Genomic DNA, 12688 nt, shown 5'->3' with positions numbered 1-12688 from the left:
GCGGGACGGTAACCAGAACCACGTCGGGACGGCCCTCGCCGATGCGGGTCGGGCCCGCTCGCGAAAGTAGAGTGGCCCCTCGTGTCCGAGACCCGCAAGGCCCACCTCCGCAACGTCGCCATCGTCGCGCACGTCGACCACGGCAAGACCACCCTGGTGGACGCCATGCTGCGTCAGGCGGGTGCCTTCTCCGAGCACCAGGCCGAGAGCGTCGGCGAGCGGGTGATGGACAGCGGTGACCTCGAGCGCGAGAAGGGCATCACGATCCTCGCGAAGAACACCGCGATCCACTACACCGGTCCGTCGGCCCCCGAGGGCATGACGATCAACATCATCGACACCCCCGGCCACGCCGACTTCGGTGGCGAGGTCGAGCGCGGCCTGTCGATGGTCGACGGCATCGTGCTGCTGGTCGACGCCTCCGAGGGCCCGCTCCCCCAGACCCGCTTCGTGCTCCGCAAGGCGCTGAACGCCGACATGCCGGTCGTGCTGGTCGTCAACAAGGTCGACCGCGGCGACGCCCGCATCGACGAGGTCGTCGACGAGACCTACGAGCTGTTCATGGACCTGCTCGACGACTCCCACGGCCAGGACGCCCTCGACTTCCCCGTCGTCTACGCCTCCGGCAAGGCCGGCATCGCCAGCCTCACCAAGCCGGCCAACGCGACCCTGCCCGACGGCACCGACCTCGAGCCGCTGTTCAAGACGATCCTCGAGACCATCCCGGCGCCGACCTACACCGAGGGCGCGCCGCTGCAGGCCCACGTCACCAACCTCGACGCCTCGCCGTTCCTCGGCCGGCTCGCGCTGCTGCGCATCCACGAGGGCACCCTGAAGAAGGGCCAGACCGTGGCGTGGATGCGCCGCGACGGCGAGACCAAGAACGTCCGCATCACCGAGCTGCTCATCACCGAGGGCCTCGAGCGCAAGCCGGGCGAGCAGGCCGGCCCCGGCGACATCGTCGCCGTCGCGGGCATCCCCGAGATCACCATCGGCGAGACCCTCGCCGACCCGGAGAACCCCGTCGCGCTGCCGCTCATCCACGTCGACGAGCCGGCCATCTCGATGACCATCGGCACCAACACCAGCCCGCTGGTGGGCCAGGTCAAGGGCCACAAGGTCACCGCTCGCCTGGTCAAGGACCGCCTCGACCAGGAGCTCATCGGCAACGTCTCGCTCAACATCCTGCCGACCGACCGGCCCGACGCCTGGGAGGTCCAGGGGCGCGGTGAGCTCGCGCTGGCGATCCTCGTCGAGCAGATGCGCCGCGAGGGCTACGAGCTCACCGTCGGCAAGCCCCAGGTGGTCACCAAGCTCGTCGACGGCAAGGTCCACGAGCCGATCGAGCGCCTGACGATCGACGCGCCCGAGGAGTACCTCGGCACCATCACCGAGCTCCTCGCCACCCGCAAGGGCCGCATGGAGCAGATGACCAACCACGGCACCGGCTGGGTGCGCATGGAGTTCGTGGTGCCGGCGCGCGGCCTCATCGGCTTCCGCACCGAGTTCCTCACCGACACCCGCGGCACCGGCATCGCCCACCACATCTCCGAGGGCTACGAGCCGTGGGCCGGCGAGATCCGCTCGCGCAACTCCGGCTCGCTCGTCGCCGACCGCAAGGGCGCCGCGACGGCGTACGCCATGACCTCGCTGCAGGAGCGCGGCGTGATGTTCGTCGAGCCGACCACCGAGGTCTACGAGGGCATGATCGTCGGCGAGAACTCCCGCGCCGACGACATGGACGTCAACATCACCAAGGAGAAGCAGCAGACCAACATCCGGTCCGCCACCTCCGACAACTTCGAGAAGCTCGTGCCGCCGCGCAAGCTCTCGCTGGAGCAGTGCCTGGAGTTCTGCCGCGAGGACGAGTGCGTCGAGGTCACCCCGACCGCCGTGCGCATCCGTAAGGTCGTGCTCGACGCCAACGAGCGGGCCAAGACCGCCTCGCGCGCCCGCAAGGCCGCCAAGGGCTGACGCTCCCCCGCCGTACGACGACGGCCCCCGCTGCTGAGCAGCGGGGGCCGTCGGGTTCTTGTGCTGAACTGACCAGGAGCTCGGGCGGCTGCCGGCCGCGGGAAGCGCACTCGCAGGATTGCCGTTTCTTCCCACTCACAGCGTTGTACTCACACAGCAGGTGCTCAAGCAGCGCCCAGATGACGCTAGTGTTCAGCGAGGATCTGCACGAACGCCGAATCTCCGCGGGTATATCCGTCGAGCGAGAAGTCAACGAAGGTATCGCTTGTCGACACGAGCGACTCGATCTTATCGACCGTGTAAAGTTCCCAGCAAGGTAAAGTATTGCGGCGACTTTCGCCCTCAATTAAACAACCGCGTAGGCTCAACTTTCCTGTGCTGGTGTAACCGAGGGTTGCGGGCTCTACTACCCGCGGGAGTTGATCGTAGGTGAATGACACCAAGCGCCTCGACCTGATCGCGTCTTCAAGGTTCACGGCCGTCCCCGTTCTTGTTCCATGATGGAGCAACGGTGCCACAAACTTAGAAGAAATTCACCCCGGGCCTGGGGAGCGGAGCCCGCGGGAGCGCTGCAGGCGCACGAACCGACCAGCGCACCTGCCTTGCCCATCTTGCAGGTGGCACAGGTCCGAAGTTGGCTCAACTCCAGAGTCGGCTGCAGCGCGACTTGAGCGCAGGGGACTGCTACCTTGCCGGAACGCGCAGCCACCCGTCGTGCGGAATTTCTCAATACACGCAGCGCCGAAGTTTGATGTAGATATTAATCAATTCTTTTCGCAAGCAAGGAGAACATTGGTGCAAATTCGGAAGGCCCACTTCACGAACTTTCGTTGCCTCTCGGACGTCGAGGTCTCATTCGACCGGGTGACTACCCTGATAGGCCCCAACGGAGTCGGCAAGTCTACCGTCCTCCATGGGCTCAACTGGTTCTTCAACGGACCGTCAGTGGAGAAGATCTCCGCCGACGACTGCACGCGGGGGAATACTGCGGAACCGATCTCGGTGACTGTCGAGTTTTCAAATATGACGAAGACCGACCGGGACCACATCGGACTAACTCTGATGGACAACCAAACCGAGTTGAAGCTGCGTCGCGAGAGGAGAAGCGACGGCCAGGAAAGAATGTTTTTCGAATCCTCGATCCTGCCGCAATTCGCTCTGATACGCCGAGCCGGGCCGGCGATGGAGAAGCGAAACGCGTACAAAAAGCTCAGGGAAGAGAACCCCTCCTGGAATTTGCCTTCCGCGAACTCAGCCGTGGAGGTAGAAAACGCAATGCGGGCCTTCGAACTAGCAAACCCGGGGAAGCTTGCGCCCGCGGAGATTGAAGTTCGAATGGATATCTTCGGCTTTGACGGGAGTGCCCCCATGTCTGGCGTCTTCGACTATGTGCTCGTAGCCGCGGACATGCGCGCAAGCGATGAGGTGGTCGATCGAAAAACGTCAGTAATTGGTCGAATCGTAGAACGCGCAGTAGACCGAACCGCTGCCGATCAGGAACTACAGGCGATTGCAGAGGCAATGCATGAGCAGCAAGATGAGGTCTTTGCAAAGCATTTCACTGGTCAGTTCGAAAAACTATCGACTGAGTTGACGAATGCGGTGCAAGAATACGTGGATGATCGAAGCGTGGTAGTGAGGCGATTGCAACAGCCCAGCATCGGCGCTCCGAAAGTGCAGTTCGAGGTGGATGTGGCCGATTCCGAACTACACACCTCAGTCTCGCGACAAGGCCACGGGCTTCAGCGCACGCTTCTTATTGCCGCGTTGCAACTGCTTGCGCGTCATGGTAGCGGCGGCCCATCGGGCACAATCTGCCTTGCTATCGAGGAGCCGGAACTGTATCAACACCCAGTCCAAGCCAAGGCATTCGGGCGGGTTCTGCGTAGCCTCGCTGAGGATCCCGATCAGCGTTTCGAAATAATGTACGCCACTCACAGCCCGCACTTTATTAGTGCCGCCAATTTCTCCGAAGTGCGTCGACTAACCCGAAGGGTACGCACTGGAGACGACTTGGGACCGACTGTGGAGGTGCGGTCGACTACGCTGTCGAAGCTAAAGACTGCACTCGAGGGCGTTGTCAAAGAAAGCGTCATTGAAAGTCAGATGGGAAGCGTTGCTATGCATCGTCTCCCCGACGCGTTGTTCGCTTCAGGCGTCATACTGGTGGAAGGGACCACTGACCGAGCCGTCATAGAGGGCGTTTCGGAGCGCGGTGGGCAGAAGTCCGTTTTTGTCTCGGGTATCGTCGTTGCCGAAGTGAGCTCAAAGGGAAACCTGCCGCTACCTCGAGCCATCTTGCACGAGCTCGGCATCCCGGTCTTTACCGTCTTCGACGGTGACCACGGTGTAGCACACCGGATGATCAAAGTGGGCCGTAGTGACCAGGACATCGAAAACGCCGCCGCCGCGGAGTGCGCGATGAATCGCAAACTGCTGACGCTCTTGGGTGCCGCGGCGGAGGATTGGCCGAAATCTCAGGTCTTCGAGACGTTCGCGGTACTGGAGGACACACTCGAGACTTTTCTCGAAGGAGCTTGGCCAGAATGGCGTGAACAAGCGGACATGATTGCCGGGTCAGGCCTCGGCGATCCCAGGAAGAACGAACTGCTGTACTTGGATGCGAGCAAGTACGCGGCTGGCGAACCACCCGAACTGCTCCTAGATATCTTGGAGCGAACTCGCGACATGATGAAGAAATGAGGGACTCAGAATTAGAGGCAGGTGGCGCGAAGCTCCCAACTGTGCCGCAAGGCCGCCAAGGGCTGACGCTCCCCCGCCGTACGACGACGGCCCCCGCTGCTGAGCAGCGGGGGCCGTCGTGGTTGACACGGGCGGTCAGGGTCGCAGCAGCACCTTGCCGACGCGACCGGGGGTGAGGCTGGCGCGCACGGCGTCGGCGACCTCCTCGAGGGGGTACGTCGCCGAGACGGGCAGGGTCAGCGAGCCGTCGCCGATGCGGGTGATGAGCTCGCCGAACAGCTGGCGGCGCACGTCGCCGCTCATGGTCTGGTTGATCTTGCTGAGCCAGAAGCCCTTGACCGTGACCTGCTTGAAGATCAGGTCGCCGGCCGGGATCTCGAGCGTGGGCGAACCCATCGAGCCGAACGACAGCAGCGTGCCTCCGTCGGTGAGTAGTGAGACCAGGTCGGCCGCGGCGCTCCCGCCGACCGAGTCGACGGCGGCCTTGACCGGCGCTCCGCCGGTGATCTCGAGCGCGCGCTCGCGCCAGTCGTCGCTGTCGGTGGCGACGACGTCACCGATGCCCTGGTCGGCGAGTTCCTGCACGCCCGCGGCGCGGCGCACGAGCCCCAGGACGCGGACCCCGCGGGCCTTGGCCAGTTGGGCGACCATGCGGCCGACGGCGCCGTTGGCGGTGTTCTGCGCGAGCCACTCGCCCTCCTGGAGCTCGAGGACGTGCAGCAGCGTGATGGCGCTGAGCGGCATCGAGACCAGCTGGGCCGCGGACTCGTCGGGGATGGCCTCGGGGACCGGGATCAGCCCGGCCGCCGAGGTGACGACGTACTCCGCCCACGAGCCGAAGCCGCCGCCGGAGGCGACGCGCTGGCCGACCTCCAGCGTGTCCACGCCCTCGCCGAGCGCGTCGACGACGCCGACGGCCTCGGTGCCGGCGCGGGCGGGCAGCTCGGGCTTGAAGCCGTAGGTGCCGCGCACGGTCCACAGGTCGTGGTTGTGGATGGGCGAGAGCAGGATCTTGAGCCGGACCTGGCCGGGACCGGGCTCGGGCAGCTCGACGTCTTGGACGCCGAGGACGTCCTCGGGCTCGGCGAAGGTGTCGTGCATGACGGCACGCATGGGTGTCTCCTCTGTGGTGCTGGGTGGGGGTGGTCAGCGCGAGCGGCGCCAGGCGCGCCAGGCGCCGGTCGACCAGAGCGCCGCGGCGACCAGGACGGGCTGGAAGAACAGGCGGACGAACCGCTTGGTGTCGGTGTCGAGCCCGAAGCCGTCGCGGTGGTGCACCCACTGCGCGAGGTTGCCGGGGAAGACGGCGACGAAGAACGCCGCGACGATCCAGCCGACCGTCGTACGACGGCCGCGGGCGAGCACGAGCGCGGAGCCGAGGGCGATCTCGACCACGCCCGAGGCGACGACGGTGGTGTCGACGTCGAGCGGGACGAACTCCGGCACCTGGGCCCGGAACTCCTCGCGCGCGGTGGTGAGGTGGGCGACGCCGGCCCCGGCCAGGGCGAGGCCGAGGGCGATGCGCCCGACCGTCCGAGCTCGATCAGTCATCGGTGACCTCGACGACGACCTCGATGTTGCCGCGGGTCGCGTTGGAGTAGGGGCACACCTGGTGGGCGGCGTCGGCGAGGGCCTGCGCCTGGTCGTGGGGCAGGTCGGGGACGACGACCTCGAGGCGCACGGCGAGCTGGAAGCCGCCCTCGCCGTTGGGGCCGATCGAGACCTGGCCGCCGACGCTGGAGTCGCCGAGGTCGACCTTCTGCGCGCGGGCCACGGCCTGGAGCGCGGAGTGGAAGCAGGCGGCGTACCCGGCGGCGAACAGCTGCTCGGGGTTGGCACCCTGGCCCGAGCCGCCCATCGCGGTCGGGACCGCGAGGTCGAGGTCGAGGGTGCCCTCGCTGGTGCGGACGTGGCCGTTGCGGCCGCCTCCGGTCGCGAGGGCCTCGGCGGTGTAGAGCGTCTCCACGGGTGTCTCCTGAGTGGTGGTGGTGGTGGGTGGTGTGGTCAGGGGTGCGGGTCGGCGGCGACGGCGCGCATCTCGCGGTCGAGCCGGTGCAGGGTCTCGAGCAGGGCGTAGGCGGCGGCCTGGTCGGGCAGCCCGGTGGCGGCGGCGATGCGGCTCGGGACGAACGACAGCTCCTGACGGAGCTCCAGTCCGCGCTCGGTGAGGGCGACGGTGACGACCCGCTCGTCACGGTCGCGACGCTCGCGCACGAGCAGCCCCGCGGTCTCCATCCGCCGCAGCAGCGGCGAGAGGGTGCCCGAGTCGAGCTGCAGGCGCTCGCCCAGGTCGGAGACGGTGCGCTCGCCCTCGGTCCACAGGACCACCAGCACGACGTACTGCGTGTAGGTCAGCCCCCACGGCGCCAGCAGCGCCCGGTAGGCCTGGGTCGTCGCCCGCGCGGCCGAGTGGACCGCCAGGCACACCATCTCGTCGGTCACCGGCACCTCTCCACCATTGCACGCAACTCGGTTGTGCACAACTTGTCGGGTAGTGGTCGGGGCGAGCGGTAGTCACCGACGTTCCGGGGGTCTGAGACACCTCTCAGGCCCCGGAACGTCGGTGAGTGCCGCCCGAACGTCGGTGACTACCGCCGGCGGTGCGCCGACTACCAGCGCAGGTCGCTGTGCGCCCGCCGACGCTCGACGGCATGCTCGCTGAGGGTCGAGGCGGCGAGGAGGCCGCCGAGGGCGCCGAAGAGGTGGCCCTGCCAGGAGATGCCGGGCTGGCCGGGCAGGACGCCGAGCAGCAGCCCGCCGTACAGGAAGAAGAGGGTGAGGCCCAGGATGATCTCGCCGGCCCGCCGCGACCAGAAGCCGCGCACGAGCAGGTAGACCAGCCAGCCGAAGACCAGGCTGGAGGCGCCGAGGTGGATGGTCCCGGACGGCGCGAGCAGCCAGACGCCGACGCCGGCGACGACCCAGATCACCGCGGTCACCGCGAGCCCGCGGCCGATGCCGGAGAACAGCACCAGGAAGCCGAGCACCAGCACGGGCACGGTGTTGGCGGCGAGGTGGGCGAAGTTCGCGTGGAGCAGCGGCGCGAACACGATGCCGAGCAGCCCCTCGCCGTCGCGCGGGGAGATGCCGTAGGCGTCGAGCCGGTGGTCGTCGAGGGTGTCGACGGTCTCGGAGACCCACAGCAGGCCGGTGAACCCGGTGATCCACACCAGCGCGCGGACCCAGGTGGCGGGCTCGTCGACGGGGTGCTGGGACCTCATGGTGGCTCCCAAGGTACGTCGCGAGGGCCAACCGCCCGGCGGGCTCAGACGGTCGGGGCGACCTCGCGCTCGTCGCCGCGGCGCAGCTCGGGCAGCAGCGCGAACAGGCCCAGCAGCGGCAGTGCGGCGAGCACGATCAGGCTCAGCGGGATGCTGACGGCACTTCCGAGACCGCCGACCAGCGCGGAGCCGACCGAGCCGCCGACGAGGAAGGTCAGCGTCGCGATGCCGAGCGCGACACCGCGCACGTCGGCGTGGACCGCCGCGCCGACCGAGGTGTTGAGCGCCGGCTGACCGAGGCCGAAGGCGACGGTGACCAGCGCGACCGCGACGACGAGCAGCGCGGGGGCGACGATTTCCGCGCCGACGGCGGCCACGACCAGTGCGGTCGAGGCCGCGACGGCCGCCACCGCGACCGAGCGGGCCCCGCCGTGGCGCTGGAGCAGCCGACCCGCGAAGCGCGGCATCAGGGTCGCCAGCACCGCGCTCGGCACCAGCAGCAGGCCGACCTGCCAAGGCTCCCAGCCCTGGTGCACCATCACGGCGGGTACGGCGATCAGGTGGGCGAACCACGCCGCCGGCACCGCCGCCGCAGCGAGTGAGCTGCGCACGACGGTGCCGTTGCGGATGACGTCGCGGGGCAGGAACCCGTTCGGCCGCCGCCCCACGCGGCGCACGACGAGCGGCGCACCGAGCAGGAGCAGCACGAGTCCGGCGACGGCCACGGCCGGACCCGACGACGGCGACTGCACGAGCAGCACGAGCCCGCCGGCGGTGGCCGTCACCAGCAGGGCGCCGGGCAGGTCGAGCCGGTCGCCGCTGCCCTCGCGGGTCATCGCCCGCCACAGGAACGGCACGATCAGCAGGCTCAGGACCGGCAGCGCGAGCACCGCCCGCCAGCCGAACGCCGCCTCGACCAGGCCACCGACCAGCGGCCCCAGGCAGCTGACCGCCGCCGCCATGCCGGCGAGGCGGCCGAGGGCGAGGTCGCGCACCGCGCCGGCGTACCGCCCGCTGACGATGGCCACGCCCAGTGTCGGCACCGCCGCGGCGCCCGCGCCCTGCACGAACCGACCGACCAGCAGCACCCCGAACGACGGCGCGACCGCCGCGACCAGCGCCCCGCCGATCATCAGCGTGACGCCGACGAGCAGCGGCAGCCGGATGCCGACCAGGTCGGAGATCCGCCCGTGGAGCGCGGTGGTGACGCCGAGCATCAGGACGTAGAGGCTGATCGTCCACGTCGCGACCCCCACCCCGACGTCGAACTCCGCACCGATCTGGGCCAGCGCCACCGACGCCGAGGAGGACCCCATGCCGGCGACGCCGAACAGGACGCCGAGCAGGACAGAGACGCGGCGCGAGTCGTCGAGGGGCACGACCCGTCCCAACCGCGGTGAGCGCCGGTCCATTCCCGCCGTCCTGCCAGCGGGGCCACCTACGATGCTGGCGTGAGCGAGCGCGACCCGATCCGGGAGGCCCATCGCCAGTGGGTGCGCCACGGCTGGTCCGACGCCGCCGACGGGATGGTCGTGGTGACCTCGCTGGTGCGGGTCCAGCAGCTCGTCATGGAGCGCATCGACGCCGTCCTGCGGCCGCTCGAGCTGTCGTTCGCGCGCTACGAGGTGCTGCGGCTGCTGTCGTTCTCCTCCGCGGGCTCCATGCCGATGACCCGGCTCGGCTCACTGCTGCAGGTGCACCCCACCACCGTCACCAGCGCGGTCGCGCGTCTCGAGCGCCAGGGGTACGTCGAGCGGCTGCGCCACGACACCGACCGCCGCGTCGTCCTCGCCGCCATCACCGACGACGGCCGCGCGGTCGTCGAGAAGGCCACCGACGGCCTCAACACCGACGTCTTCGAGCAGCCCGGCCTGCCCGCTCCCGAGCTCGCCGAGCTCACCCGGCTGCTCGGTCTGCTCCGTCGCGACGCCGGCGACACCGTCGACTGAGGCTGGGACCGCTCGACCCCGGGCGGTAGTCACCGACGTTCCGGGGGCCTGAGAGCCCTCTCACCCCCCTCGAACGTCGGTGACTACCGACCGAACGTCGGTGACTACCGTCCGACCCCACCACCACGCACAGGTGGCGGGCACCCGGACCGGGCACCCGCCACCTGCTCAGCCGACCATCAGCTGGCCATGGTCAACGCTGGATCACCGCTTCAGCCTCAGCGTGACCTTCTGGGTGGTGCTCACCGCGGTCCCGCCGGTCGGGGTGAAGGTCAGGGTGACGACCACCTTCACCTTGCCGCGCTTGCGCAGGGCGGCCCGGTGCTTCGCGTCGAGCTTCACGACCACGGTGGCCGTGAGGTCCGGGCCCACCGTGACGCTGCGCGAGCGCACCTTGGTGCCGCTGAGCGTGACCGTGCCCGCGCCGTTGACCTCGGTCGTCAGCACCGCCGTGCCGCGGCGGCGCTTCTGCTCGACACCCGCGACCTGGAGGGTGCCGACGGTCGGCAGGACGGTCGGCACCGACGGCACCGTCGTGACCGGCGGGGTGGTGGTGTCACCCGGCGTCGGCGTGGTGGTGTCGCCCGGCACCGTCGGCAGCGCCTTCACCGAGATCGTCACCGAGTCGGAGACCGTCGTGCGGCCCGAGGAGTCGGTGACCTCGGCCTGCACCTTCACGCTCGTGCCGGCGTACGGCGCGTTGGGCGTCCAGGTGAAGGCGTACGGCGCGAGGGTCGCGAGCGCGACCGCCTTGCCGTCGAACAGCAATCGCACCGACCGGACCGCGTGGTCGTCGCTCGCCCGGACGACCGGGAGGACCGTGTCGCCCACCGACACCGTGGTCGTCGCGACCGGGTCGACGATCGCGACCGTGGGCGCGACGTCGGCCACCGAGCCGACCGCGGTCGGCACACCGGCGGGCTCGGTGTCCCGCCGGTCGGGCGTCGTCACGCTGGGCGAGCCGTCGGCGTCGGGTGCCGAGACGTCGGCGCTGCCGAGGAAGCTCCCCGACACGACGTACGGCGCACCGCGGCGCACCGCCGTCCCGGCGGCGTCCTGGTTGGCGACGGCCACACCGTTGCCGGTGAGGACGCTGCCCGAGGCGGTCAGCGCGCCGGCGACCTCGGTGCGGGCGTCGGTGAGGCGCACGCCGTAGCCGGAGTTGCCGGTGACCCGGCTGCCGCGCAGGAACCCGTCGGTGCCGCTCGTCCAGGCGACGCCCGTCTGCGGGACCGGGGAGCCCGCCGTGCCGCGCACGACGGTGCCGGTGACGTAGCCGTGCTGGCGGGTCCCGGTGCGCGCCGTGGTCGAGGGCGCACCGTCGGCCCCGCTCGCACCGTCGAACAGGATGCCGCCGGCCTGGTAGCCGGTGACGAGGCTGTCGGCGACGGTGACCTCGTTCTCGACCGTGCCGGGGCCGGAGCCCTGCACGAGGCTGGTCTTGACGATGCCCCAGCCGTGCGGTGCCGCGGCGAGCTCGGCGGGCGTGGAGCCGACCTTCATCGGGCCGACCACGCTGTCCGAGACCCGACCGGCCGCGCCGAAGAAGGCGATCCCGGCCTCGGCGTAGGTGCGGCCGGCGGTCACGGTCACCCCGGAGATGTCGACGAACATCTCGTTGGTGTCGGTCGAGCCGAGCGACTGCCGCGACACGGTGATGACGTTGCCGCCGCCGTCACGCAGGTACGGCGTCGCTCCGGCCAGCGTCGAGAGCGACTGGTCGGGCATGATCGTCACCTTGTCGGCACCGGCGCCCTTGATCTTGAGCGGCTTGGTGATGGTGAGGCCGTTCAGCGCCCCCGTCGCGACGGGGTTGCTGGCGTGGTTCACCGGCGTCGACCGCTCCTGGTAGGTGCCCTCGCAGACCACGATGGTGTCCCACGGTGCCGCGAAGTCGACGGCCCTCTGGATCGAGGTGAACGACGCCCCGGGGCACTGCACGCGGTCGTCGTCGACGACCCAGGTGGTGGCGGCCCCCGGCGTGCCGACGGTGTCGACGAGGGACATCTCCCCCGGCGTCACGTCGTACGCCGCGAGCTCGGCGGCCGGGTCGGGCCCGGTCTTCGGAGCGCCGTAGCCCGCACCCTGGTCGGGCGCCGTGCCGTCGGAGAGCACGAGCGGCGCGGCCGACGCGGCCTCCTGGAAGCGGAGGTCGGCGAGCTGGATCGACCCCGAGGCCGGGGTGCCCGCCTCGCCGAAGCGGAGCTCCACCGCGGCGAGCGAGGAGGTGTCGACGCCCTGGGCCGCGAACTCGCTCAGCGGCACCCGCACCTGCTCGAGCACGATGTGGGTGTTGGGCGTGTTGGTGCCGGTCGACACCTGCAGCGCGTTGCCCCACCGGGGGTCACCGGCGTGCACGGTGGCCTCGTGGCCGGCGGTGTCGCGCACGGCGACGAGGAAGTCCTGGCTGGTCGAGGCCGGGTCGTAGGACGTCGGCTTCTCGTTGGGCCAGCACGGCGAGGCCGTGGTGCAGCCGGCAGACGTGACGTCCTTGGTGTTGTCACCGCGGTTGTCCGCGCCGGGGTTGCGCTGGTCGAAGAAGTTGACGTCGGCGTCGAAGGCGAGCGCCTTCAGGTCGCTCAGGTCGCGGTCGGCCGCCGGGATCTTCGCGGTCAGCTTCGCCGTCTGGCCGCTCTTCCAGGCCAGCGCCAGCTGGCGACCGTAGGAGTGGTTGACCGGTGCGTTCTCCCGGGTGGCGTTCTGACCGCCGAGCTCACCGGTCATGTACGGCTCGAAGGCCCCCTCGCCGCCGACGTAGCGACGGAAGAACGCCGCCATCGTCGCCAGACCGAGCTTCTCCTGGTCGCCCATGCGGGCCGGGTCGCCCGAGATCTTGGTGTT

General features: G+C 69.5%; 10 protein-coding genes. 3 read left to right on the top strand and 7 right to left on the bottom strand.

Features of this window, described 5'->3' with window-relative positions:
- The first annotated feature begins 81 nt into the window (after positions 1-81).
- Positions 82-1974: a translational GTPase TypA gene (gene typA, locus GRQ65_RS10520; RefSeq protein WP_160877895.1), complete on the top strand. Its 1893-nt coding sequence runs from the start codon at positions 82-84 to the stop codon at positions 1972-1974.
- Positions 1975-2688: 714 nt separating this feature from the next.
- Positions 2689-4677 (top strand): ATP-dependent nuclease, encoded by a 1989-nt coding sequence (locus tag GRQ65_RS10515; protein ID WP_337191625.1) that lies wholly within the window; start codon positions 2689-2691, stop codon positions 4675-4677.
- 135 nt (positions 4678-4812) lie between these two features.
- Here the strand turns inward: GRQ65_RS10515 and GRQ65_RS10510 are convergent, their stop codons facing one another.
- The 6 genes from GRQ65_RS10510 to GRQ65_RS10485 all read right to left on the bottom strand — a co-directional run bounded on the left by GRQ65_RS10510 (position 4813) and on the right by GRQ65_RS10485 (position 9277).
- On the bottom strand, positions 4813-5790 hold the full coding sequence (locus tag GRQ65_RS10510; RefSeq protein WP_160877893.1) for a zinc-binding dehydrogenase: 978 nt from the start codon (positions 5788-5790) through the stop codon (positions 4813-4815).
- A gap of 33 nt (positions 5791-5823) precedes the next feature.
- Positions 5824-6228, bottom strand: coding sequence for a DoxX family protein (locus GRQ65_RS10505; RefSeq protein ID WP_160877892.1), 405 nt, complete (start codon positions 6226-6228; stop codon positions 5824-5826).
- Positions 6221-6643, bottom strand: a complete 423-nt coding sequence (locus tag GRQ65_RS10500) for an Ohr family peroxiredoxin (RefSeq protein WP_160877891.1) — start codon at positions 6641-6643, stop codon at positions 6221-6223. The genes GRQ65_RS10505 and GRQ65_RS10500 overlap by 8 nt, the downstream gene beginning before the upstream one ends.
- A gap of 38 nt (positions 6644-6681) precedes the next feature.
- Positions 6682-7119 (bottom strand): MarR family winged helix-turn-helix transcriptional regulator, encoded by a 438-nt coding sequence (locus GRQ65_RS10495; RefSeq protein WP_337191624.1) that lies wholly within the window; start codon positions 7117-7119, stop codon positions 6682-6684.
- A 167-nt stretch (positions 7120-7286) separates the two neighbouring features.
- Positions 7287-7898: a rhomboid family intramembrane serine protease gene (locus GRQ65_RS10490; protein WP_160877890.1), complete on the bottom strand. Its 612-nt coding sequence runs from the start codon at positions 7896-7898 to the stop codon at positions 7287-7289.
- Between the two features lie 44 nt (positions 7899-7942).
- On the bottom strand, positions 7943-9277 hold the full coding sequence (locus tag GRQ65_RS10485) for an MFS transporter (protein WP_160877889.1): 1335 nt from the start codon (positions 9275-9277) through the stop codon (positions 7943-7945).
- Between the two features lie 72 nt (positions 9278-9349).
- On the opposite strand from GRQ65_RS10485, the gene GRQ65_RS10480 reads away from it, so the two are divergent.
- Positions 9350-9847, top strand: a complete 498-nt coding sequence (locus tag GRQ65_RS10480; RefSeq protein ID WP_337191623.1) for a MarR family winged helix-turn-helix transcriptional regulator — start codon at positions 9350-9352, stop codon at positions 9845-9847.
- Positions 9848-10051: 204 nt separating this feature from the next.
- Here the strand turns inward: GRQ65_RS10480 and GRQ65_RS10475 are convergent, their stop codons facing one another.
- The gene (locus GRQ65_RS10475; protein WP_160877888.1) at positions 10052-12658 is read right to left on the bottom strand and encodes an Ig-like domain-containing protein; all 2607 of its coding nucleotides are present in this window, start codon (positions 12656-12658) and stop codon (positions 10052-10054) included.
- Positions 12659-12688 lie beyond the last annotated feature (30 nt).

This window comes from Nocardioides flavescens (assembly GCF_009823805.1).
GTDB classification, from domain to species: Bacteria; Actinomycetota; Actinomycetes; order Propionibacteriales; family Nocardioidaceae; genus Nocardioides; species Nocardioides flavescens.
The sequence above is the reverse complement of the archived record's forward strand: the minus strand, read 5'-3'. Positions and strand labels throughout refer to the sequence as shown.

What these genes read in the sequence shown, in the direction of transcription:
- GRQ65_RS10510 (WP_160877893.1), bottom strand. Translation starts at nt 5,790, where the DNA reads ATGCGTGCCGTCATGCACGACACCTTCGCCGAGCCCGAGGACGTCCTC.
- GRQ65_RS10505 (WP_160877892.1), bottom strand. Translation starts at nt 6,228, where the DNA reads ATGACTGATCGAGCTCGGACGGTCGGGCGCATCGCCCTCGGCCTCGCC.
- GRQ65_RS10490 (WP_160877890.1), bottom strand. Translation starts at nt 7,898, where the DNA reads ATGAGGTCCCAGCACCCCGTCGACGAGCCCGCCACCTGGGTCCGCGCG.
- GRQ65_RS10475 (WP_160877888.1), bottom strand. Translation starts at nt 12,658, where the DNA reads ATGGGCGACCAGGAGAAGCTCGGTCTGGCGACGATGGCGGCGTTCTTC.